The sequence below is a fragment of the Mitsuaria sp. 7 genome (genome assembly GCF_001653795.1).
Classification (GTDB): domain Bacteria; phylum Pseudomonadota; class Gammaproteobacteria; order Burkholderiales; family Burkholderiaceae_C; genus Roseateles.
Window position 1 is genome coordinate 3,243,291 of sequence record NZ_CP011514.1, and the last position, 21,816, is coordinate 3,265,106.

The following is a 21,816-nucleotide window of genomic DNA, read 5'->3' on the forward strand; positions in this document are numbered from 1 at the left end:
AGGATAACCCAGCGCATCAATGGAAAAGGCCGCGCGGTGCGACCCGCGCGGCCTTCTGGACTGATCTGACGCGATCTGCGTGGATCAGTTCTTGGACTTGTCGACCAGCTTGTTGGCCTTGATCCACGGCATCATCGCGCGCAGCTGCTCGCCGACCTGCTCGATCGGGTGCTCGGCGGTCAGGCGGCGGCGGCTGATCAGCGTCGGGGCGCCGGCCTTGTTCTCCAGGATGAAGGACTTGGCGTACTCGCCAGTCTGGATATCCTTCAGGCACTGGCGCATCGCGTCCTTGGTCGCGGCGGTCACCACGCGCGGGCCGGTCACGTACTCGCCGTACTCCGCGTTGTTGGAGATCGAGTAGTTCATGTTGGCGATGCCGCCTTCATAGATCAGGTCGACGATCAGCTTGAGTTCGTGCAGGCACTCGAAGTAGGCCATTTCCGGCGCGTAACCGGCTTCGGTCAGTGTCTCGAAGCCCGCCTTGATCAGCTCGACGGCACCGCCGCACAGCACGGCCTGCTCGCCGAACAGGTCGGTCTCGGTCTCTTCGCGGAACGAGGTCTGGATGATGCCGGCCTTGCCGCCGCCGTTCGCGGCCGCATAGCTCAGGGCCAGGTCACGCGCCTTGCCGGTCTTGTCGGCGTAGACGGCGATCAGGTGCGGCACGCCGCCGCCCTGCTTGTAGGTGTTGCGCACCGTGTGGCCCGGGGCCTTCGGGGCGACCATCCACACGTCCAGGTCCTCGCGCGGCTGCACCTGGCCGTAGTGGACGTTGAAGCCGTGAGCGAAGGCCAGCGAGGCGCCCTGCTTGATGTTGGGCTCGACTTCCTTCTTGTAGACGTCGGCGATCTGCTCGTCGGGCAGCAGGATCATGACCACGTCGGCGGCCTTCACCGCGTCGGCGATCTCCGCGACCTTCAGGCCGGCGCCTTCGGCCTTGGCCCAGGACGCGCCGCCGCGGCGCAGACCCACGGTGACCTTCACGCCACTCTCGTTCAGGTTCTGGGCATGGGCGTGGCCTTGTGAGCCGTAGCCGATGATGGTGACGTTCTTGCCCTTGATCAGGCTGAGGTCGGCGTCCTTGTCGTAATACACGTTCATGGTGGTCTCTCCGGGGAAAACAGGTCGGGGGTTGTTCAGTGAAGGATGTTCAGTGGTCGCAGCGTTCAGACGCGCAGGATGCGTTCGCCGCGGCCGATGCCGCTGGTGCCGGTGCGCACCGTCTCTAGGATCGCGCTGCGGTCGATCGCGTCGATGAAGGCGTCGAGCTTGCCGGCGTCGCCGGTCAGCTCGATCGTGTAGGTCTTCTCCGTGACGTCGATGACGTGGCCGCGGAAGATGTCGGAGGTTCGCTTGAGCTCCTCGCGCTCCTTGCCGACGGCGCGCACCTTGATCAGCATGAGCTCGCGCTCGATGTAACGCCCTTCGGTCAGATCGACGACCTTGACGACTTCGATCAGCCGGTTCAGGTGCTTGGTGATCTGCTCGATCACGTCGTCGCTGCCGCTGGTGACGATGGTCATCCGGGACAGCGACGGGTCTTCCGTGGGCGCCACGGTCAGGCTCTCGATGTTGTAGCCCCGGGCGGAGAACAGCGCGACGACGCGCGACAGCGCCCCCGGCTCGTTCTCGATGAGCAAAGCAATGATGTGTTTCATGGAATCTCGTCCTTCGCGCTCTTCAGCCCGCCGGCGGTAACCGGTCGGCCCTTGGCCACGCTCTTCGATCTAGGAATCAGGCCGGCTCGCCCTGAGCGCTTCGGGCCTTCCGCCGCCGGTCGCGAGGCGCGCGGTAACGCGCGTCACGCCGGACGGCTTCAGGCCGTCATCGGTCTCAGAGGTCCTCGGACCCCAGCAGCATCTCGGAGATGCCCTTGCCCGCCTGGACCATGGGCCAGACGTTCTCGGTCGGATCGGTGCGCACGTCGATGAAGACGGTGCGGTCCTTCAACCGCATCGCCTCCCGCAGCGCGGGCTCCACGTCCGAGGGCTTCTCCACCAGCAGGCCCACGTGTCCGTAGGCCTCGGCCAGCTTGACGAAGTCCGGCAGCGCATCCATGTAGCTGTGCGAGTAGCGCTTGCCGTAGTCCAGCTCCTGCCACTGCCGCACCATGCCCAGGTAGCGGTTGTTCAGCGAGACCACCTTCACAGGCGTCTTGTACTGCTGGCAGGTGGACAGTTCCTGGATGTTCATCTGGATGCTGCCCTCGCCGGTGATGCAGAACACATCCGACTCGGGCTTCGCCAGCTTGATGCCCATCGCGTACGGCAGGCCCACGCCCATCGTGCCCAGGCCGCCGGAGTTGATCCAGCGACGCGGTTCGTTGAAGCGCAGGAACTGCGCGGCCCACATCTGATGCTGGCCGACGTCCGAGGTGAAGTAGGCGTCGCGGTCGCGGGTCAGGTTCCACAGCGTCTCGAGGACGTACTGCGGCTTGATGACCTCGTTCGACTGCTTGTAGGCCAGGCAGTCGCGCTTGCGCCAGTCGTTGATCTGGCTCCACCAGGCGTTGATCGCGTCGGCGTCAGGTCTTGCCTGCGCTTCCTTGATCTGCGCGATCAGTTCCTGCAGCACGTCTTTGACGTCGCCGACGATCGGGATGTCCACGCGCACCCGCTTGGAGATCGACGACGGATCGATGTCGACGTGGATGATCTTGCGATCGACCGACGAGAAGTGCTTCGGGTTGCCGATCACGCGGTCGTCGAAGCGCGCACCGACGGCCAGCAGCACATCGCAGTGCTGCATCGTCATGTTGGCTTCGTAGGTTCCGTGCATGCCCAGCATGCCCAGGAAACGCGGATCGCTGCCGGGCATCGAGCCCAGGCCCATCAGCGTGTTCGTGCAGGGGTAGCCCAGCAGGTCGACCAGCTGGCGCAATTCCGCCGTGGCCTCGCCCAGGATCACGCCGCCGCCGGTGTAGATGTAAGGCCGCTTGGCCCCCATCAGCAGTTGGACCGCCTTGCGGATCTGACCGCTGTGGCCCTTCTTCACCGGGTTGTAAGAGCGCATCTCGACACGCTCCGGGTAATGGAACGCGGTGCGATTGAGCGAGACGTCCTTCGGGATGTCGACCACGACCGGGCCGGGACGGCCCGTACGCGCGATGTGGAACGCCTTCTTCAAGGTCATCGCAAGGTCGCGCACGTCCTTGACCAGGAAGTTGTGCTTGACGATCGGGCGTGTGATGCCGACGGTGTCGCATTCCTGGAAGGCGTCGAGGCCGATGGCGGGCGTCGGGACCTGACCGGTGATGATCACCATCGGGATCGAGTCCATGTACGCCGTCGCAATGCCGGTGATCGCGTTCGTGACGCCGGGACCCGAGGTCACCAGCGCGACGCCGACTTCCCCGGTGGCGCGTGCGTAGCCATCGGCGGCATGCACGGCAGCCTGCTCGTGACGTACCAGCACGTGCTGGATGGCGTCCTGCTTGTAGAGCGCGTCGTAGATGTAGAGGACGGCACCGCCTGGATAGCCCCAGAGGAACTTCACGCCTTCGGCCTGAAGACTCTGAACCAGGATTTCGGAGCCATTCAGTTCCTGACCGGAACTGACGGAATGGGGGTGCGGCAGTGAGCGAGCTTCCGTGATCGCTGCACGTTTGATGTCCGCGGCAGACATGTCCATATGTCGAACCTCTGAGTTTTTTCTCTGACGAAAAACCATCGGTGCTTCTCCTCGCGCTCTTGTGAAGCGGACTTGAAACGTCGCGTCAAAAACAGGGGCGCCCCGGTTGGGCGGCCTACTTGAGACAGAAAATGCGGTGTGCGAGTCTTCGATTATGCACGCAAACCCGCAGACGTCCGGAATCGATGGCAGTCTGTAGCGCTGATGAGATAATCCGCGCCGTTTTGCCCGCTAGACCCGCCCTCGACCCACCCACTGACGGCGCCAGCCCTTGGCCACAGACAAAGAACTCAACGACTTTCTCAAGACCGCCGATCGGCGCGCCTTCAAGCGCACGGTCTACATGGTTCGAGACGAGGACGCCGCGCTGGACATCGTCCAGGACGCCATGATCCGGTTGGCCGAGAAGTATTTCGACCGTCCGGCGGCGGAGCTGCCGCTGCTGTTCCAGCGCATCCTGTCCAACGCGACGATGGACTGGTTCCGTCGGCAGAAGGTACGCAACGCGCTGTTCAGCAACCTGTCGGACTTCGAAGGCGCCGATCCCGGCGACGATTTCGACCTGCTGGAATCGCTGGAGACGCGGGAAGGATCGATGGGGGCGCTGTCCGCCGCGGACGAGGTGTCGCGCGTTCAGGTGCTGGCCGCGATCGAACAGGAAGTTGCTGCTTTGCCGGCACGTCAACGGGAAGCCTTCCTGCTGCGTTACTGGGAGGAACTCGACGTCGCCGAAACGGCAGCGGTCATGGGTTGCTCGGAGGGCAGCGTGAAGACACACTGCTCCCGCGCCGTGCATGCGCTGGCCAAAACGCTGAAAGCCAAGGGAATCTCGCTATGAACAAGAACACGCCAGGAACGCCGCTGCCGCTCGAGGCGGATGCGCGCGTGACCCGTTTCGGCCTCCGGGTGGCCGCGGGCCTGACCGAGCACAGCGAGACCCTGTCCGGCGACATCCAGGCCCGGCTTCGCTTCGCGCGTGAGCAGGCGCTCGCCAAGGCGATGGCCGCGCGCGCCGCGGCGCCCGCGCAGACCGCCTCCGACGCCCGCCATGTGGGCGGCGGCACGCTCGCCCTGGGTGGCGGCGACAAGACCCCGCGCTGGAGAAAGGCCGCGACGCTGCTGCCGTTGGCGCTGCTGCTGGGCGGCCTGCTGCTGATCCAGCACAGCCAGTGGTACGAGCAGATCCGCAGCGCGGCCGAGCTCGACACGGAGATGCTCTCCCGGCCGCTGCCACCGGCGGCGTACAGCGACCCCGGCTTCCGCGAGTACCTGAACGAGGATCAGACCGATCCGAACAACCCGAACGGCGCCGCCGACGGCGAGAAGTCCGACGAAGCGAAATCGTCGCAGTGAGGCGGTGCGTGGTCAGTGCCTTCCGACTTCTCTCGTTCGTGAGGGGTGATCTCAGCGTTTCCCCGGATTCTTCAGCATCGCGCCGCTGGGCGCGACGCCTGAGCCTCGCGGCCGCCTGCGGCGTGCTCGGCTTCGGCGCCGCGATGGCTCCGGCACAGGACGCCGCCGCGTCCGCGCCGGTCGAGGGCAACCTCCCGATCGCTTCACCGGCACCGCGCGCCGCGTCGTCAGCCAGACCCGTCTCGCCGACGGTCACGCCCGGCACGCTGACCAGCAGCCAGAATTGGGCCTCGCTGAGCGCGTCGCAGAAGGAGGCGCTGGCCCCGCTGTCCAAGGAATGGGATCAGCTCGACGGCGCCCGCAAGGGCAAGTGGCTGGAGATTGCCGCCCGTTATCCGACGCTGCCGGCCGAGCATCAGCAGCGTCTGCGCGAACGCATGGTCGAGTGGACCCGGATGTCGCCGGCAGAACGCCAACGCGCCCGCATCGGCTACCAGCACGCGAACGAACTCCGCGTGCCGGAACAGGAAACCAGACTGCGCGAGAAGTGGGACGCCTATCAGGCGCTGCCGCCGGAGAAGCGCCAGCGCCTGGTGGAACGCGCCGCGGAGAAGGCGTCGGCCGCCGGCCGCGACGCGCCGCCCGCCCCCACGCGAGCGAAGGCGCCGATCCAGCGCACGCCGCTGACCGCCACGACCGGACCCACGATCGTCCAGGCCATGCCTGGCGCCACCACGGTGTTGATGACGCAACGCGCGGAACCGCCACTGCCCGGCGCCAGCGCAGCGCCCGGCCGGCCGATCCGCTCGCCCCGCGAGGCGAAGCTCGACCCGGATACGCTGCTTCCCCGACGCGACGCGGCCAGCCGCTAAACTGGCCGGATGACCTCCGCCCCCGTTGCCGGCGACGCCCCACCGCCAGGCTTGATGCGCCGCCTCGCCGCCTTCATTTATGAAGGCGTCGTCTTGTTCGGCGTCGTGTTCATCGCCGGCTGGCTGTACTCGACACTGACCCAGCAACGCAATGCGCTGATCGGGCAGAGTGGCCTGCAGGCCTTCCTGTTCCTGGTGCTGGGCATCTACTTCATCTGGTTCTGGTCGCGCGGCGGCCAGACCGTGGCCATGCGGGCCTGGCACCTGCGCGTGGTCGACGCGAACGGCCGTCCGCTCACGCAGGCGCGCGCGACCGCCCGCTACCTCGCCGCCTGGCTCTGGTTCCTGCCGGCCCTGGCCAGCGTGCACCTGCTGGGCCTGGACGGGAGCACCGGCGCGATCTTCGGCGCGATGTTCGCCGGCATCGCCGCCTACCTGCTGCTGGCCCGGCTGCATCCGCAACGGCAGTTCCTGCACGACGTGATCTGCGGCACCCGCCTGATCACGCAACTGCCGCCGCCCCGCCCGAAGAAGTCCGCCGCGCTGCCGGCCGACTCCTGATCCTCCCGACTTCCCACCCCGACGATGAGCAACCCCCACAAGGGCCGCACCGGCCTGGATCGCATCCTGCACGCCGCCGGTTATTCCTGGGACGGCCTGCGCGCCGCCTACCGCGGCGAGAGCGCCTTCCGCCAGGAGACCTGGCTGACGATCATCGGCGTACCGCTCGCGTTCTGGGTCGGGAGAGACTGGGTCCAGGTCGCGCTGCTGGCCGGCTCGCTGATCCTGGTGCTGATCGTCGAGCTGCTGAACTCGGCGGTGGAAGCCGTCGTCGACCGCGTGTCCTTTGAGCTGCATGACCTCAGCAAACGCGCCAAGGACATCGCCAGCGCCGCCGTGCTGCTGTCGCTGGTGCTGGCGGGCGGCATCTGGGCGGCCGCCATCTGGCAGCACCTGCACTGACCGCCGCCGACGGCGCGAGCGCCGAGAGCGCCAACAGCGCCGGCAGGATCTGAATGACGAAGGGCGGACGCCAACCGGCGCCCGCCCTTTCCTGTTTCTGCCGGACCCGTCGGGTCCGCGCGGTCAGACCGCGGCTTCGTCCTGTTCGCCGGTGCGGATGCGGATGACCTGCTCCACGGCGGTGACGAAGATCTTGCCGTCGCCGATCTTGCCGGTCTTGGCGGCCTTCAGGATGGCATCGATGGAACGCTCGACCTCGTCGTCCTTCACGACGACCTCGACCTTGACCTTGGGCAGGAAGTCGACCACGTACTCGGCGCCGCGGTACAGCTCGGTGTGGCCCTTCTGGCGGCCGAAGCCCTTCACTTCCGTGACCGTCAGGCCGGACGCGCCGACCTCGGCCAGCGCTTCGCGCACTTCGTCGAGCTTGAACGGTTTGATGATGGCGGTGATCTGTTTCATCACGGGGCTCCGAAAGGGGGATTGGCGGGCAAGACTGACAGTGATTTAAGCACGGATCGTTTCAGACGGACGCGCTCCACTGGAGAAGGGAGTCATCGCGGTCGTCCGTTCTCTCAATCCGGAATGCGGTCGAGTTCGGCGAGCCACACGGTGGGCTCGGAATCGCTGGGCGCGCGCCAGTCGCCACGCGGCGAGAGCGATCCGCCGCTGCCCACCTTGGGCCCATTCGGCACGCAGCTGCGCTTGAACTGGCTGCCCCGGAAGAAGCGGCTCACGAAGATCCGCAGCACGCGCTTGATCTCGGCGAGCGGGTACTCGTTGCGCTGGACGTGCTCGCCGTCGGGCCATTCGCCGCGTGCCGTGTCGCCCCAGGCGTGGCGCGCGAGGAAAGCGATCTTGGCCGGTGAGTAGCCATGACGGATCGTGTAGAACAGGTTGAAGTCCTGCAGCTCGTAGCGGCCGATCTTGTCCTCGGTGCTCTGGAGCCCGGAGCCCTCCACGCGCGCATCCTGCGGCACGAGCTCCGGGCTGATCTCCGTGTTCAGGATGTCGAGCAGCACCTCCTGTCCCGAAGACCCCAACTGCTTCGTTTCCGCGACCCAGCGCACCAGGTACTGGATCAGCGTCTTGGGCACCGACGCGTTCACGTTGTAGTGCGACATGTGGTCGCCGACGCCATAGGTGCACCAGCCCAGCGCGAGCTCGCTCAGATCGCCGGTGCCGAGCACCAGCGCCCCGGTGTGATTGGCCAGTCGGAACAGGTGGCTGGTGCGTTCGCCGGCCTGGACGTTCTCGAAGGTCACGTCGTAGACCGGCTCGCCGGCGGCATACGGATGTCCGAGGTCCTTGAGCATCTGCTCGCAGCTCGGTCGGATGTCGATCTCGCGCGCCTCGCAGCCGATCTCGCGCATCAGGCGCAAGGCCTGGTCGCGGGTGCGCGTGCCCGTGGCGAAGCCCGGCATCGTGACGCCGAGGATGTTCGTCCGCGGCCATCCCATCTGGTCCATTGCGCGGGCGGCGACGAGCAGCGCATGGGTCGAGTCCAGCCCGCCCGAGATGCCCAGCACCAGCTTGTGGATGCCACTGGACACCAGCCGCTGCACCAGCGCCTGGACCTGGATCTGGAAGACCTCGTTGCAGCGTTCGTCGCGGCGCTGGCGGTCTGATGGCACATACGGGAAGCGCTCGATGCGGCGACGCAGCGGCAGCGGTCGGGCGCGGTCCAGGCCGAGCTCGAACTCGACCGTGCGGAAGGTCTTCAGCAGCGGCGCGTGATGCCGCACCGAATCGCCGAAGCTGGTCTGCCGCATCCGCTCACGTGACAGACGCTCGAGATCGATGTCCGCCGAGACGAGTTGCGAACGGCGCTGGAATCGCTCGCTCTCGGCGAGGAAGCTGCCGTTCTCGTAGACCAGCGCCTGCCCGTCCCAGGCGAGGTCGGTGCTGGACTCGCCGGCGCCGGCCGAGGTGTAGACATAAGCCGCCAGGCAGCGCGCCGACTGCTGACCGACGAGCTGATGCCGATAGCCCGACTTGCCGACCGTGATGTTGGAGGCCGACAGGTTGACCAGCACGGTCGCGCCGGCCAGCGCGGCATACGACGATGGAGGAATCGGTGTCCAGACGTCCTCGCAGATCTCAACGTGCAGTCGCAGCAGCGGCTGATCCGTCGCTGCGACGACAAGCCGCGTCCCGAAAGCCACGCGCTGGCCGAGCAGCGTGATCTCCTCGGTGATCGCCTCGTCGGCGGCGTTGAACTGACGGGCCTCGTAGAACTCGCCGTAGTTCGGCAGATAGGTCTTGGGCAAGACGGCCAGCAACCGGCCGCGCTGGAACACGACGGCGCAGTTGAACAGCCGATGCTCGATGCGCAGCGGCAGGCCGACGATCGCGACGGTGGGCAGGTCGCGGGACACGTCCAGCAGATGCGCCAGCGCCGCTTCGCAGCCGTCGAGCAGCGGACGCTGATGGAAGAGGTCGTCGCTCGTGTACGCGGCCAGGCCGAGCTCGGGGAACGCCGCGACGGCGGCGCCGTCCGCGGCGGCCTCGCGCAGCAGCTGCGCGGTCTGCTCGCCGTTGAAGGCCGGATCGGCGACGCGGCACAACGGGATGCCGACGGCGATCCGCGCGAAGTCATGCGCATAGAGGTTGTCGAAGGACTGTGCGGCAGGAGAGCGCGGGGCCGCGCCAGTCTGGGAGGAAGTCGTCGTCGCTTGCATGGGAAGCATCCTGCCATCAAAGCGAAGGGTTTGAGCTTGCGCCTAAGATTTGCCGCGCATGACAGCCGCCCCCTCGCCCGCCCCCTCCGCCGACACGCCTGAACGCGACGTCGCCCAGCCGCTGATCCGCGTCGACGACGACCCCGCTGCGCTCCCCCGCGATCAATGGAACGCGCTGCTGGCCGCATCGCCGCTGCCCTCGCCGTTCATGAAGCTGGAGTACCTCATCGCGATGCACGCGTCCGGCTCCGCGGTGCCGAAGAAGGGCTGGCAGGCGCAGTTCCTCAGCGTGTGGGACGGCGATGAACTGATCGCCGCCTGCCCGGCCTATCTGAAGGGCCACTCGTACGGCGAGTACGTGTTCGACTGGGCCTGGGCCGATGCCTATCAGCGGCACGGGCTCGCGTACTACCCGAAGCTGCTGGTCGCCGTGCCGTTCACGCCGGTGCCGGGCAGCCGGCTGCTCGCGAAGGACGACGCCGCACGCGAATGGCTGGTGAAGGCCTTGCGGGCACTGACGGCGCGCTCGGAACTCTCATCGGTGCATGTGCTCTTCGGCGACGACCAGGACCAGCGCGCGCTCACCGCAGACGACTGGCTCGCGCGGCAGCAGGTGCAGTTCCACTGGACCGGCGACGGCGTGCCGCGCCCGTTCAGCGCGTACCTCGCGACGCTGCAACGGGAGAAGCGCAAGAAGATCCAGCAGGAGCAGCGCAAGGTCGCGGACGCCGGCATCCGTTTCGAAGCGCTGCGCGGCGGCGCGATCACGGTCGAAGACTGGGATTTCTTCTACGAGTGCTACACGCTGACCTACCTCGCGCATCGCAACAAGCCTTACCTGACGCGCGACTTCTTCGCGCGGATGGCGGCGGACATGCCTGAACACTGGCTGATGTTCATCGCGCGGGACGCGGAAGGTGAGCGCGTCGCCGCGTCGCTCGTGGCGGTCGATGAATCGCAGCGCGCCGCGTACGGACGCTACTGGGGCTCGACGCGCTACATCCCCAACCTGCACTTCGACGCGTGCTACTACCAGCCGCTGGCGTGGTGTCTGGAGAACGGCTGGCGCCGCTTCGAAGGTGGCGCGCAAGGCGAGCACAAGATGGCCAGAGGCCTCATGCCGGTGGCGACGTACTCGGCGCACTGGCTGGCCCATCCCCAGTTCCGCGAGGCGGTCGCGGATTTCCTCACCCAGGAGGGCGAGGCGATGGGCGAGTACATCGACGAACTGGAACGGCATCAGCCGTTCAAGGCGGCAGCGCCGGACGACGCCACCTGACGCGCGGCCTGTGAGGCCGCGAGAGGAGGCCGTCGCAGGCCGCCGGAGCCGGCCGAGAAAAGCCGAGAACGGCCAGGAAAGGCCGGACGCGACCGACCGTTCAGCCCGTCGTGGTCGACGTGACCAGCCGCGGCTGCGTGCGCACGGCCTCGCCGGCGTGCTCGCGGAAGAGCTTGGCCAGCTTCGTCGCTGCATCGTCGATGTCATGCCGTGCGAGCACGCGCACACGCGCCGCTTCGCCCATGCGCTGGAGCTCAGCATCGTCGAGCTGCAGGCACTCGATCATGGCCTGGGCCAGTGGCTGCGGATCACCGGCGGGCACCAGCCAGCCGTTCTCCGGCCGGACCAGTTCCGGGATCGCCGCGATCGCGGTGCTGATCACCGGGCGGCTCAGCGCCATCGACTCCATCACGACGACCGGCAGGCCTTCCGCGAAGCTCGACACGACGAGCGCGCGCGACGCCAGCATCTCTTCGCGCACCTGGTCGCTGCTGATCCAGCCGGTGATGCGCACGCGGTCACGCAGACGCAGCGCGTCGATGCGCGCCTCGACCGGCTCGCGCAGTTCGCCGTCGCCGGCCAGCACGAGTTCGAAATCGATGCCCTTGGCCGCCACCAGCGCGGCTGCCTCCAGCATCAACAGGTGACCCTTCTGCTCGCACAGGCGACCCACCGCCAGCAGACGGCGACCGCTCGCCGGCGCGGCAGCGGCGGAATGGAACGCGGGCTCGACACCGCAAGGCACGATCGGCACCTTGGACCAGTGCGAGTGATCCACCCAGCGGTAGATCTGGCTGCGGCAGAACGACGAGATCGCCACGACGAATCGCGAGCGGCGGATCTTCTCGCCCAGATGCAGCATCTCGGGCCGGTCGAACTCCTCGGAGCCGTGGCAGGTGAAGCTGTAGCCCGGGCCGCCCAGCGCCTCGATCAGCGCGGCGACCTCGGTGGCGTTCGTCCCGAAGTGCGCGTGCACATGGTTCACGCCCTCGGCGCGCAGCATCGGCACGGCCAGGCAGGCCTCCGCCAGATAGATGAAGTGCACCGGCAACGGCCGGTCGGCGCGGCGACCCAGCTTGAACGTCAAGGCCAGCGCGGACAGGAATTTCGCCGGCGAGGTCAGCGCCTGACGCGCCATCGCCTTCAGCAGCGGCGCGATGCCGCCGCGCAGCAGGTAGTGGGTGCGGGACTTCTCGTCCTGGTCGGTGGGATCCGGGGCGGCGTCGTCCCAGCCACGGACCGCCAGCCGCATCACGGGGACGCCTTGCGCCTCCAGCGCCAGGATCTCCCGGCGGATGAAGGTATGGCTGACCTTGGGATAGTGATTGAGCAGGTAGGCGACTTTCACGTGACGAGACTTCCGTGTGGTGAGGTCGCCCATTTTGGTGCCATGCGCACCAGGGCACAACGTCAATCCCCAAAGCGGGGACATCTCAGTTGTAACGCACCGTCATGGCATCGTGTTTGCCATGCGGACATTCTTGCGGTCAGAAACGAAAAAGCGCCCACGTGGGGCGCTTGTCGTGCGGTGGCAGGCCTTGCTCAGACCCGCTCAGGTCCCCTCAGGCCGGGTGTTCCGGCTTGATGCTCCGACCTGGCGATCAGGCCTTCGCTGCCTGCTCGGCCTTCGCGTAGTTGGCCATGCCGTCGGTGATTTCCTTCTTGGCGGCTTCCGGGCCTTCCCAGCCCTTGACCTTCACCCACTTGCCGGCTTCGAGGTCCTTGTAGTGCTCGAAGAAATGCTGGATCGCCTTCAGGCGCATCTGGTTGATGTCCTCGGGCTTGGTCCAGTGCTCGTAGATCGGCAGGATCTTGGTGGTCGGCACGGCCAGCAGCTTGGCGTCGCCGCCGGCTTCGTCGTCCATCTGCAGCACGCCGATGGCGCGGCAGGTCACCACCACGCCCGGGGTCAGCGGGAAGGGCGTGATCACCAGCACGTCGACCGGATCGCCGTCATCGGCCAGCGTCTGCGGCACATAGCCGTAGTTGCACGGGTAGTGCATCGCCGTCGTCATGAAGCGGTCGACGAACAGCGCGCCGCTTTCCTTGTCGACCTCGTACTTGATCGGGTCGGCGTTCATCGGGATCTCGATGACGACGTTGAACTGCTCGGGCGCCTTCGCGCCGGGGGTGACTTTGTGCAGGCTCATGGTGGTGGACAGCGGTGAATGCAGGGAATCCGGAGAACTCCGGAAGAACTTCGGAGAATGCGCAATTCTAGAGGCTCGTCTGAACCGGCCCTGACGCCCTCCCCCGTCGCGGGGATTCGTCATGCCGCCGTCATCCCTGCCGTCTCACCAGCCCCCTGCCGCCTCCCGTCAGGGTCAGGTCGTGAGGCTGTGCGCGGGCCGTTGCCCCGCCAGCGCCTGCGCCAGGCTCTCCAGCACCATGCGACCCATCGCGGCGCGCGTCTCCTCCGTCGCGCTCGCCCGATGCGCCTGCAACACGACGTTGTCCAGATCCAGCAGGGCCGGCGGCACGTTGGGCTCGTCGGCGAAGACGTCCAGGCCCGCGCCCGCGATGCGCTTGTCCTGCAGCGCCTTCACGAGATCGGACTCCTTCACCAGGCGGCCGCGCGCGACGTTGATCAGGAACCCGCGGGGTCCGATCGCATCGAGCACCGGCGCGTCGATGAGGTCGCGGGCCTTGTCCGCCGCGGCGCAGACGATCAGCGCGTCGCTGTCGCGGGCGAGTTGCACGAGGTCCGCCTCGAACGCCCACGACACGCCCGGGATCTCCTTCAGATCGGTGTAGCGCACCGGGCAGCCGAAGGCGCTGACACGCTCCGCCACCGCGCGGCCGACCCGACCCAGACCCACGATACCCACGCGCATCCCGCTCACGCGGCGTGCGAGCGGAATGGCACTGGGCTGCGGGAACTTCGGCCACAGGCCTCCGCGCACGAAGCGGTCGACCGAGGCGACATTGCGGGCGGTGGCGAGCAGCAGCGCCAGCGCCATGTCGGCGACGTCCTCGGTCAGCGCGCCGAAGGTGCCGGTCACCGGCAGCTTGCGCGAGCGGGCGTATTCGATGTCCACGGCGTCCGTGCCGACGCCGTTCACCGCGACGACCTCGAGGGCCGGCAACTTCTCCATCATCGACCGCGAGATGCCCGTGTGCCCGCCGGTGACCACGCCGCGCATGGCCGCGCCGTGCGTGGCGAGATACGCGTCCGGATCGGCCTGCTCGAACAGCCGGTGCATCGTGTACAGCGCGTCCAGCTCCGCATTGATCGCGGGCACGAGGATGGGATTGAGTTGGAGGATGTTCGGCTTCATGGCGCTCTCTACTTCAGGATGGATAGTGAATGTGGCGTTCGGGCTCATTCAGGCTGGATGCCGGCCGTCTTGATGACGGCGCCCCAGCGCTTGTATTCGGCGGCCTGGAACACGGCGAGTTCCGCCGGCGTCGACGTGAACGGCTCCATGCCGTTCTGCTCGACGAAGCGCTTCACCGGTTCCGCGGTCATGGCCTTCTGCATCAGCGCGTTGATGCGCTCGACGACAGGCGCCGGCGTGCCCGCGGGCGCGTAGACCGCGTTCCAGTAGCTGATCTCGTAGCCGGGCAGGCCGGCCTCGGCGATGGTCGGCAGATCCGGCACCAGCGGCGAGCGCTTCGGGCTGCTGACGCCCAGCGCCTTGAGCTTGCCGGCCTTCACCTGCGGCAGGCTGGTGGTCAGGTCCACGATCATCAGGTCGACCTGACCGCCGACCAGATCGACCATCGCCTGCGGGTTGGCCTTGTAGGGGACGTAGGTCAACTGCGTCTGCGTCATCTGCTGGAACAGCTCCGCCGCCACGCGTGCCGACGAACTGCCCGCGCCGAACGTGAGCTGCTGCTTCTTCGCGATCGCGCTGAGCTCGGTGACGTTGCGCGCCGCGATGCGCGGATTCGTCACCAGCAGCAGGTAGCCCTTGACCAGCGCGCCCACCGGGGCGAAGTCCTTCACCGGGTCGTAGGCGAGCATGCGGAACAGGTGCGGATTGGCGGCCTGCGTGGTGTTGGTGGTGATGAACAGCGTGTAGCCGTCGGCCGCCGAGCGGGCCACCGACTGCGCCGCGATGCCGCCACTGGCGCCGGCCTTGTTCTCGACGATCACCGGTACCTTGGTCGCGGCGGTGATCTCCGCGCCGATCGCTCGGGCGAGACCGTCGGTGGTGCTGCCCGGGCTGGAACCGACCACGATCGTGATCGCCCGGGTGGGAAAGGACTCGCCCTGCGCGAAGGCGCTGACGGATGCGAATGAAGCGAACGAGGCGAGGCCGGCGGTGCCAAGGAGAGCGAGCGCGGCCCGGCGTCGGGCGCGGTCGATGGCGTTCATGCGGTTCATGCGGTTCATGCGGTTGTCTCCAATGATGGGCATGAGAGGTCGGCATCGCGGAGGCTTCTGAGCGGACCCCGTCGATGTCGCGTGAACTCATGCTGGCAGCGGCACTTCATCGGGTCAATATTGATGATCAATATCAACCTGATCTCGGCTGCCCCGCCTTGTCCTTCAATAAATCGATCATCTGGGACGCACGGACGGCGAATGGACGACATTCATGTTGACGAATATATTGACGCCATCAACGACCCGGAATGAACGCCCGATGGCTGCATGGATGACCCTGGACGAGGCCCGTGACACGCTCGGCGTGCGCGCGCAGACGATCTATGCCTACGTGAGTCGCGGGCGCATCGGCGTCGAGCCCGATCCGCAGGATTCGCGTCGAAGCCTCTACCGCGCGGAAGACGTGAAGGCGCTCGTGCGCCGCAAGGAAACGGGACGCACGCGAGAAACGCTGGCGGCGACCACGCTGTTCGGCGCCGAACCCAGCATCCCGACGGCGGTCTCGACGTTCTCGGGCGGACGTCCCTTCTACCGGGGCGTCGATGTCGTCGAGCTGGCCGCGACCGCGACGCTGGAGGACGCGGCGCGCCTGCTCTGGAACGTGGAGACACCGCCGTTGTTCCCGCGCCCTTCGGTCGTGTCGAACGCTCCGTCGCGCGCGGCGCTCGAGGTCGTCGCGGCGTTGCCGACCGGACGCACCCGCGCCTTCGCCGAGCTGGCGGCGCTCACCGCCACCGGGCATTCGACGCGGGGTCGCGTGCCCCGCGTGCTGATCGAGGAAGCGGCCGCGCTGGTCGGCCGGCTGGCCGTCGCCTTCGGCGCCTCGGACGACGAATCGCTGCCGCTGCATGACCGTCTCGCCCGGGGATGGGGCCAGCCGCGCGCGGTGGCCGCGCTGCTGCGCAAGACGCTGGTGCTCGCGGCCGATCATGAGATCACCAGCTCCGCGTTCTCCGCGCGCATCACCGCCTCCACGGGCGCGTCCTTGCCGGCCTGCCTGCTCGCGGGACTGACGACCTTCTCCGGCCCGCTGCACGGCGATGCGTCGGGACGCGTGCGCACGCTGTTCGACGAGGTCGACCGGGACGGCGCCGATGCCGTCGTCGACCGTTATCTGGCGTCGGCGATGCCGCTGCCCGGCTTCGGCCATCACATCTATCCCGACGGGGACCCGCGTGCGGCATCGTTGATGGCGGACTTCAAGCCGCCCGTCGCGATCGCCCGCCTCATCGAGCGTGTCGTCGCACTGACCGGCCTGCCGCCGTCGATGGACGTGGCGCTCGCCGCGCTCGTCGCGCGTTACAAGCTGCCGCCCGACGCAGGTTTCGCGATCTTCGCCATCGCGCGCAGCGTGGGTCTGCTGGCTCACGCGATGGAGCAGCTCACGATCGACTCAGTGATCCGGCCTCGCGGCCGTTACACCGGCCCGAGCGCTGCAGGCCCGGTCGATCCCCGCAAGCAGCGTCGCAAACGCTGACGGCGGTCCTCGATCCGGAGAAGCCGGCGGAGCCGGTGCCCCTCGGAGCGAATTCCGAGCGGCGAGGAGGAGATTGAGCGGAGAGGGGCACCGGCTCCGCCGGCTTCGGGCGCTGCGCGCCGACCGCGTGTAAACGCTACGTGATGAGGCACATGCCATGCCCGGGGCCAGTCCTTGCCCCGATGTCATCGCACGCCCCCGCAACGCCTGACACCCGCCTTGCAAAGCCCGTGAATCCGCTGGTAAACGCTCATGCCATGCACTATTCACGGCCTTAGCATCGATCGACGGACTGTTGCTGTTGCGTGCGCGCAGGCCCGGCGCCCGCTGGATGGAACCGTCTCACGGATCAAAGAATCAGCGAGAGGAGACAACCTTATGTCGACGAGTTTGGCGCTGTACTTCGCGCTGGCCTGCGGGCTGGCGGCGGTGTTTTACGGCTTTATCCAACGCAGCTGGATCCTGAGTCAGGACCCCGGCAATCCCCGCATGCAGGAGATCGCCGGCGCGATCCAGCAAGGTGCCGCGGCCTACCTGGCCCGGCAGTACCGCACCATCGCGATCGTCGGCGTCGTGCTCGGCCTCCTGATCGGCGTCGCGCTGGACTGGAAGTCGGCCATCGGCTTCTTCATCGGCGCGTTGCTGTCCGGCGCCTGCGGCTTCATCGGCATGAACGTCTCGGTGCGCGCCAACGTGCGCACGGCGCAGGCCGCGACCCACGGCATCGGCCCCGCGCTCAACGTCGCGTTCAAGGGCGGCGCGATCACCGGCATGCTGGTGGTGGGCCTGGGCCTGCTCGGCGTGGGCCTGTTCTTCATGTGGGTCAGCGACAGCGGCACCCGCGCGGACAGCCAGACGCTGAAGCCGCTGCTGGGGCTGGCCTTTGGCTCGTCGCTGATCTCGATCTTCGCGCGGCTGGGCGGCGGCATCTTCACCAAGGGGGCGGACGTCGGCGCCGACCTTGTCGGCAAGGTCGAGGCCGGCATCCCCGAGGACGATCCGCGCAACCCGGCGGTGATCGCGGACAACGTCGGCGACAACGTCGGCGACTGCGCCGGCATGGCGGCCGACCTCTTCGAGACCTATGCGGTCACGCTGATCGCCACGATGGCGCTGGCGGCGCTGACCTTCGGCGGCATGTCCATCGCGGCCATCGTGTACCCGCTGGTGCTGGGCGGCGCGTCCATCATCGCGTCCATCATCGGCTGCAGCTTCGTGAAGGCCAGCCCGGGCATGAAGAACGTGATGCCCGCGCTCTACAAGGGCCTGATCGTCGCGGGCGTGCTGTCCGCGATCGCGTTCTGGTTCATCACCCGCGCGCTCTTCCCGCAAGACCTGACGCTGCCCGGCGGACAGACGATAGGCGCGAACGCCCTCTTCCTCTCCTGCCTGGTCGGTCTGCTGCTGACCGCGGCGATGGTGTGGATCACCGAGTACTACACCGGCACCAACTACAAGCCGGTGCAGCACGTCGCGCAGGCGTCGACGACGGGCCACGGCACCAACATCATCGCGGGGCTGGGCGTGTCGATGCGGTCGACGGCCTGGCCGGTGCTCTTCGTCTGCGTCGCCATCCTGGTGGCGTTCAAGCTGGCCGGGCTCTACGGCATCGCGATCGCGGCGACGGCGATGCTCAGCATGGCGGGCATCGTCGTGGCGCTGGACGCCTACGGGCCGATCACCGACAACGCCGGCGGCATCGCCGAGATGGCCGACCTGCCCGCCAGCGTGCGCGACGTCACCGATCCGCTGGACGCCGTGGGCAACACGACCAAGGCCGTGACCAAGGGCTACGCGATCGGGTCCGCGGGCCTGGCGGCGCTGGTGCTCTTCGCCGACTACACGCATGCGCTCGAGCAGCAGGGCCTGACGGTCAGCTTCGACCTGAGCAACCACATGGTCATCGTCGGCCTGTTCATCGGCGGGCTGATCCCCTACCTCTTCGGCGCGATGGCCATGGAAGCGGTGGGGCGCGCGGCGGGATCGGTCGTCGAGGAAGTCCGGCGCCAGTTCCGCGAGATCAAGGGGATCATGGAAGGCACGGCGAAGCCCGAGTACGGTCGCGCCGTCGACATGCTCACCGCCGCGGCGATCAAGGAGATGATCGTGCCGTCGCTGCTGCCGGTGATCGTGCCGATCATCGTGGGCCTGGTGCTCGGACCGGCCGCGCTGGGCGGGCTGCTGATGGGCACCATCGTCACGGGGCTGTTCGTCGCCATCTCCATGTGCACGGGCGGCGGCGCCTGGGACAACGCCAAGAAGTACATCGAGGACGGCCACCACGGCGGCAAGGGCTCCGAAGCCCACAAGGCCGCCGTCACCGGCGACACCGTCGGCGATCCCTACAAGGACACGGCGGGTCCGGCGGTCAACCCACTGATCAAGATCATCAACATCGTCGCGCTGCTGATCGTGCCGCTGCTCCCGGCAGCCGGCATCAGCGGTCCCGCCGCCGGGGCCCACACGCCGCCGGCCTTGACCGCACCGGCGCCTGACGGCGCCATGCCCGCCTCCGCGCCGACCGGCGTGCCGGACGCGGTGGCCAGCGGACCGACGGAGGCGGCCAGCGCGGCCTCCGCGCCCTGACGTCAAGGCGGCGGTCACCCCGGGCTGGGCGAGGCTCGCCCGGCCCTCGGTGAAAACGCTGAGAAAAACAGCCCCGCGAGGGGCTGTTTGCGCTTTGAAGGGTCATGCGCTCACGGCAGAATCGGTAGTCAAGAACAGAACGTCCAGGGAATCCGCTCAACATGCTCAGCCAGGCCATCACGCCGCGCGAATTCGAACGCCGCCGCGAGCAATTGGCCGAGCTCCAGCGCTACCTGGCGTCGCAGGAATCCGAGTACGCGGACTGCCGCCAGCGCATGCAGCGCTTCGTCGACCGCTACGTCGCCGCGCTGGGCCCGCTGTACATGGAGCTGGACGCGCTCGAATCGCAGCTCTACTGCGCGATGCGCTACCTGCACGCGGCCCTGGCCCGCAACGGGCTGGATGCGCGGGCACTCGATTCGCCCCGGGCAACGGCGATGCCGCATCTGCCGGTGCTGCCGGCCGGCGCACCGCTGCCTGCCGAGCCGGAAGGCGGCCTGGTGCAGGTCGGCCCGCCGCCGTTGAAGACCCTCTACCGCCGCGCCGCGAAACGGCTGCATCCGGACCTCGCGCCCGACGATGCCGCGCGCGTGCACCGCGAACGCAAGATGGCCGAGGTCAACGAGGCCTACGAGGCCTGTGACCGGGATCGCCTTGAAGCGCTGCTGCTGGCCGCCGGCGAGAGCCTGGTGAAAGTGCGCGGCGGCGATGCGGATGCGGTGATGGAATGGCTGCGCAGCGCGGAGCGTTCGGTGCAAGGACGGCTGCGCGTCGTCCAGGCCCACCTCGCGCTGCTGAAGAGCCACACGATGCATGAGCTGGGCGAGTCGATCGAGCGCGCCGAGAAGCGCGGCCTGGATCCGCTCGGCATCATGGCCAACCGCCTGCGCGCCCAGATCACGGAGCGCCGTCAGGAGCTCTACATCGGGCAGCGCCTGCAGCCTGCCTCGAGCATGGCCGAGGCCTTCCTGCGCCAGCGCCAGCAGCGCATGGGCGGCGGGATCGCGGCGTCGCACTGACGCCGCTTCGCTTCAGCGGCGTCCGCGCCCTTGAGGCACTCGCGGCGACAAGGTCGCCGCCCACGCCGCGATCTCAGGACCCAGCGCATCGACAGCCGCCGCCGTCGCCTTGACGGCACCTTCGGCGCTCGCGCTCGACGGCTCCGTGCGGTCGAACGCGCGTTGGGTGCCATCCTCGGCGGTCGCCATCACCCTCACCTGCACCTCGCTGCGCGACGCGCTGGAGAAGTTCTGAAGGCTTTCTTCGAGCTCCAGCGTCACGCCGATGACCACCTGGGGATCCGCGCTCGCGGCGACGGGTGCGCGGGCGATCTGCTGGCGCATCCGCGAGGCCACGAGCACCGGCAGCGGCGCCGCCCAGCGCGAGTCGCGGTACGTGCGCCGCGCGTACGGATCGGCGTCGGCCAGTCGATACGCGATCCCGGTGCCTTGAAGCGTTTCGGGCGCCGTGACGGCCTGCAGCTCCACGCGCTTGGTCAGCGCGGCCTGTTGTGGCCACGCAGGCGCGGGACCGAGGTCCATCTGCGTCGGTGCCGGCGGGCGGCTGCCGCAGGCGCTCAAGGTCGCGGCGAGCGCCACTCCGCTGAGCAGCAGCGCGCGGCGCATACCGCCGGTCCTCGGGAGGTCGATGTGGTCGTTCATTTCTTCGCTCCCGCCTCGAAGCCGGTTTCACCAGGGCCGGGGGCGCCGGGCGTCGGGCCGAGGATCAGGCTCTGCGGTTGGTCGCCGATGTTCTGTGCTGCGCGCTCCAGGGCGCGGGCCGCCGCCGACAGGTCGTCCAGCACCGCGCGTTGACGCGGCTTGTCCGCCGAGCCGACCAACGACAGCTCCACCCGTCGCAGCGTGCGCTGCATCTGCACCGCCGCGTCGCCCAGTTGATCGATCGCTGCGGCCTTGCCCTTGTATTCGTCGGCGAGTTCGCCGCCCTGCTTCGCGAGGGTGTCGATGTTGCCCAGCGTGTTCCGCCCCGCGACCACGAGGCCATCGGTGTTCTTCACCAGGCCCGGTAGCGCCTTGGCCGTCGGACGCAATTCCTTGACCAGCTCGTTGAGGCCGGCGGAGGCTTCATTCAGCTGCGCCAGCGTCTGGCTCACCTGCTGCTGGTTGCTGTCGCTGAGCACCTTCTGGATGCGGTCCATCGTCGCGAGCGCACCGGCCGCGAGCTTCGGTCCCGCGTCCTGCAACTGATCGAGGAAACCCGGTGCGAGCGCGATGCGCCGCGTCTCCAGCACGCTCTGCTTCGGGTCCGCCGGATCCTGCCCGTCGTAGAGGTCGATGAACGACAGCCCGGTGATGCCCTGGTACCCCAGCTTGGCGACCGTCCCGGGTGCGATCGGTGCGTCGGCGTCGACCTCGATCTCCACGAGGATCTGCTTGGGCTGCGCCGGATCGAAGCGGATGGTGTCGACCTTGCCGACCTGCACGCCGCGCAGCTTCACCGGCGCCTTCACGTTGAGGCCGGGGACGCCGGAGGCGGTCACCACGGTGAAGGTCTGCGTGTCGCCGCGGTCGTCCCGGAACCACAGGATGACCGCCACCAGCGCCGCGCCGAGCAGCAGCACGAAGAGGCCCGTGGCCAATGCATGTGCCTTGTTTTCCATGTGCTCGTCCGAGTCCTTGTGA

20 protein-coding genes are annotated in these 21,816 nt (G+C 67.9%); 9 read left to right on the forward strand and 11 right to left on the reverse strand.

Annotated elements, in window-relative coordinates; all coding sequences use genetic code 11:
• Positions 1–84: 84 nt before the first annotated feature.
• The 3 genes from ilvC to ABE85_RS14205 form a co-directional block, all read right to left on the reverse strand.
• Complete coding sequence (ilvC, locus tag ABE85_RS14195) at positions 85–1,101, reverse strand: ketol-acid reductoisomerase (RefSeq protein ID WP_067275671.1); 1,017 nt, start codon at positions 1,099–1,101, stop codon at positions 85–87.
• Between the two features lie 65 nt (positions 1,102–1,166).
• Positions 1,167–1,658: an acetolactate synthase small subunit gene (ilvN, locus tag ABE85_RS14200; protein WP_067275674.1), complete on the reverse strand. Its 492-nt coding sequence runs from the start codon at positions 1,656–1,658 to the stop codon at positions 1,167–1,169.
• Between the two features lie 175 nt (positions 1,659–1,833).
• Positions 1,834–3,630: an acetolactate synthase 3 catalytic subunit gene (locus ABE85_RS14205; protein WP_067275676.1), complete on the reverse strand. Its 1,797-nt coding sequence runs from the start codon at positions 3,628–3,630 to the stop codon at positions 1,834–1,836.
• A gap of 271 nt (positions 3,631–3,901) precedes the next feature.
• Between ABE85_RS14205 and ABE85_RS14210 the strand changes: the two genes are divergently transcribed.
• From ABE85_RS14210 to ABE85_RS14230, 5 genes are read left to right on the forward strand one after another with little or no spacing between them, the layout of a single operon-like run.
• A complete protein-coding gene (locus tag ABE85_RS14210) occupies positions 3,902–4,468 on the forward strand; it encodes an RNA polymerase sigma factor (RefSeq protein WP_067275679.1) in 567 nt (188 codons plus the stop codon).
• Entirely contained in the window at positions 4,465–4,983 is a 519-nt protein-coding gene (locus tag ABE85_RS14215) for a DUF3619 family protein (RefSeq protein WP_067275682.1), read from the forward strand. Before ABE85_RS14210 ends, ABE85_RS14215 begins: the two co-directional genes overlap by 4 nt.
• 38 nt (positions 4,984–5,021) lie before the next feature.
• Positions 5,022–5,855, forward strand: a complete 834-nt coding sequence (locus ABE85_RS14220; RefSeq protein WP_157522389.1) for a DUF3106 domain-containing protein — start codon at positions 5,022–5,024, stop codon at positions 5,853–5,855.
• A gap of 9 nt (positions 5,856–5,864) precedes the next feature.
• Positions 5,865–6,416 carry an RDD family protein gene (locus ABE85_RS14225; RefSeq protein WP_067275688.1) on the forward strand — a complete coding sequence of 184 codons (552 nt, stop codon included), beginning with the start codon at positions 5,865–5,867 and terminating at the stop codon, positions 6,414–6,416.
• Positions 6,417–6,440: 24 nt separating this feature from the next.
• Positions 6,441–6,818, forward strand: a complete 378-nt coding sequence (locus ABE85_RS14230) for a diacylglycerol kinase (protein WP_067275691.1) — start codon at positions 6,441–6,443, stop codon at positions 6,816–6,818.
• A 123-nt stretch (positions 6,819–6,941) separates the two neighbouring features.
• Here the strand turns inward: ABE85_RS14230 and ABE85_RS14235 are convergent, their stop codons facing one another.
• On the reverse strand, positions 6,942–7,280 hold the full coding sequence (locus tag ABE85_RS14235; protein WP_067275693.1) for a P-II family nitrogen regulator: 339 nt from the start codon (positions 7,278–7,280) through the stop codon (positions 6,942–6,944).
• Between the two features lie 113 nt (positions 7,281–7,393).
• A complete protein-coding gene (locus tag ABE85_RS14240; protein ID WP_082938609.1) occupies positions 7,394–9,499 on the reverse strand; it encodes an NAD(+) synthase in 2,106 nt (701 codons plus the stop codon).
• 58 nt (positions 9,500–9,557) lie between these two features.
• Between ABE85_RS14240 and ABE85_RS14245 the strand changes: the two genes are divergently transcribed.
• Positions 9,558–10,778 carry a GNAT family N-acetyltransferase gene (locus tag ABE85_RS14245; protein ID WP_082938610.1) on the forward strand — a complete coding sequence of 407 codons (1,221 nt, stop codon included), beginning with the start codon at positions 9,558–9,560 and terminating at the stop codon, positions 10,776–10,778.
• Positions 10,779–10,878: 100 nt separating this feature from the next.
• Here the strand turns inward: ABE85_RS14245 and ABE85_RS14250 are convergent, their stop codons facing one another.
• From ABE85_RS14250 to ABE85_RS14265, 4 genes are all read right to left on the reverse strand, one after another.
• A complete protein-coding gene (locus ABE85_RS14250) occupies positions 10,879–12,126 on the reverse strand; it encodes a glycosyltransferase (RefSeq protein WP_067275697.1) in 1,248 nt (415 codons plus the stop codon).
• Positions 12,127–12,379: 253 nt separating this feature from the next.
• Positions 12,380–12,928, reverse strand: a complete 549-nt coding sequence (gene ppa, locus ABE85_RS14255) for an inorganic diphosphatase (protein ID WP_067275699.1) — start codon at positions 12,926–12,928, stop codon at positions 12,380–12,382.
• A gap of 174 nt (positions 12,929–13,102) precedes the next feature.
• A complete protein-coding gene (locus ABE85_RS14260; protein ID WP_067275701.1) occupies positions 13,103–14,056 on the reverse strand; it encodes a 2-hydroxyacid dehydrogenase in 954 nt (317 codons plus the stop codon).
• Positions 14,057–14,100: 44 nt separating this feature from the next.
• Positions 14,101–15,117 (reverse strand): tripartite tricarboxylate transporter substrate binding protein, encoded by a 1,017-nt coding sequence (locus tag ABE85_RS14265; protein WP_082938611.1) that lies wholly within the window; start codon positions 15,115–15,117, stop codon positions 14,101–14,103.
• A gap of 253 nt (positions 15,118–15,370) precedes the next feature.
• On the opposite strand from ABE85_RS14265, the gene ABE85_RS14270 reads away from it, so the two are divergent.
• The 3 genes from ABE85_RS14270 (at position 15,371) to ABE85_RS14280 (ending at position 20,193) form a co-directional block, all read left to right on the forward strand.
• A complete protein-coding gene (locus ABE85_RS14270) occupies positions 15,371–16,588 on the forward strand; it encodes a citrate synthase family protein (protein WP_067275703.1) in 1,218 nt (405 codons plus the stop codon).
• A 378-nt stretch (positions 16,589–16,966) separates the two neighbouring features.
• A complete protein-coding gene (locus ABE85_RS14275; RefSeq protein WP_067275706.1) occupies positions 16,967–19,174 on the forward strand; it encodes a sodium-translocating pyrophosphatase in 2,208 nt (735 codons plus the stop codon).
• 161 nt (positions 19,175–19,335) lie between these two features.
• Positions 19,336–20,193 carry a J domain-containing protein gene (locus ABE85_RS14280; protein WP_067275709.1) on the forward strand — a complete coding sequence of 286 codons (858 nt, stop codon included), beginning with the start codon at positions 19,336–19,338 and terminating at the stop codon, positions 20,191–20,193.
• Between the two features lie 12 nt (positions 20,194–20,205).
• On the opposite strand, the gene ABE85_RS14285 is transcribed toward ABE85_RS14280, so the two are convergent.
• On the reverse strand, positions 20,206–20,835 hold the full coding sequence (locus tag ABE85_RS14285; RefSeq protein ID WP_067275711.1) for an ABC-type transport auxiliary lipoprotein family protein: 630 nt from the start codon (positions 20,833–20,835) through the stop codon (positions 20,206–20,208).
• On the reverse strand, positions 20,832–21,794 hold the full coding sequence (locus ABE85_RS14290) for an MlaD family protein (protein ID WP_067275713.1): 963 nt from the start codon (positions 21,792–21,794) through the stop codon (positions 20,832–20,834). The genes ABE85_RS14285 and ABE85_RS14290 overlap by 4 nt, the downstream gene beginning before the upstream one ends.
• Positions 21,795–21,816: the final 22 nt, after the last annotated feature.

Excerpts from the sequence above, each read along its gene's own strand:
- ilvC (WP_067275671.1), bottom strand. The coding sequence starts at position 1,101 with ATGAACGTGTATTACGACAAGGACGCCGACCTCAGCCTGATCAAGGGC.
- ilvN (WP_067275674.1), bottom strand. The coding sequence starts at position 1,658 with ATGAAACACATCATTGCTTTGCTCATCGAGAACGAGCCGGGGGCGCTG.
- ABE85_RS14205 (WP_067275676.1), bottom strand. The coding sequence starts at position 3,630 with ATGGACATGTCTGCCGCGGACATCAAACGTGCAGCGATCACGGAAGCT.
- ABE85_RS14215 (WP_067275682.1), top strand. The coding sequence starts at position 4,465 with ATGAACAAGAACACGCCAGGAACGCCGCTGCCGCTCGAGGCGGATGCG.
- ABE85_RS14225 (WP_067275688.1), top strand. The coding sequence starts at position 5,865 with ATGACCTCCGCCCCCGTTGCCGGCGACGCCCCACCGCCAGGCTTGATG.
- ABE85_RS14230 (WP_067275691.1), top strand. The coding sequence starts at position 6,441 with ATGAGCAACCCCCACAAGGGCCGCACCGGCCTGGATCGCATCCTGCAC.
- ABE85_RS14235 (WP_067275693.1), bottom strand. The coding sequence starts at position 7,280 with ATGAAACAGATCACCGCCATCATCAAACCGTTCAAGCTCGACGAAGTG.
- ABE85_RS14240 (WP_082938609.1), bottom strand. The coding sequence starts at position 9,499 with ATGCAAGCGACGACGACTTCCTCCCAGACTGGCGCGGCCCCGCGCTCT.
- ABE85_RS14245 (WP_082938610.1), top strand. The coding sequence starts at position 9,558 with ATGACAGCCGCCCCCTCGCCCGCCCCCTCCGCCGACACGCCTGAACGC.
- ppa (WP_067275699.1), bottom strand. The coding sequence starts at position 12,928 with ATGAGCCTGCACAAAGTCACCCCCGGCGCGAAGGCGCCCGAGCAGTTC.
- ABE85_RS14260 (WP_067275701.1), bottom strand. The coding sequence starts at position 14,056 with ATGAAGCCGAACATCCTCCAACTCAATCCCATCCTCGTGCCCGCGATC.
- ABE85_RS14265 (WP_082938611.1), bottom strand. The coding sequence starts at position 15,117 with ATGAACCGCATGAACCGCATGAACGCCATCGACCGCGCCCGACGCCGG.
- ABE85_RS14270 (WP_067275703.1), top strand. The coding sequence starts at position 15,371 with ATGGCTGCATGGATGACCCTGGACGAGGCCCGTGACACGCTCGGCGTG.
- ABE85_RS14275 (WP_067275706.1), top strand. The coding sequence starts at position 16,967 with ATGTCGACGAGTTTGGCGCTGTACTTCGCGCTGGCCTGCGGGCTGGCG.
- ABE85_RS14280 (WP_067275709.1), top strand. The coding sequence starts at position 19,336 with ATGCTCAGCCAGGCCATCACGCCGCGCGAATTCGAACGCCGCCGCGAG.
- ABE85_RS14285 (WP_067275711.1), bottom strand. The coding sequence starts at position 20,835 with ATGAACGACCACATCGACCTCCCGAGGACCGGCGGTATGCGCCGCGCG.
- ABE85_RS14290 (WP_067275713.1), bottom strand. The coding sequence starts at position 21,794 with ATGGAAAACAAGGCACATGCATTGGCCACGGGCCTCTTCGTGCTGCTG.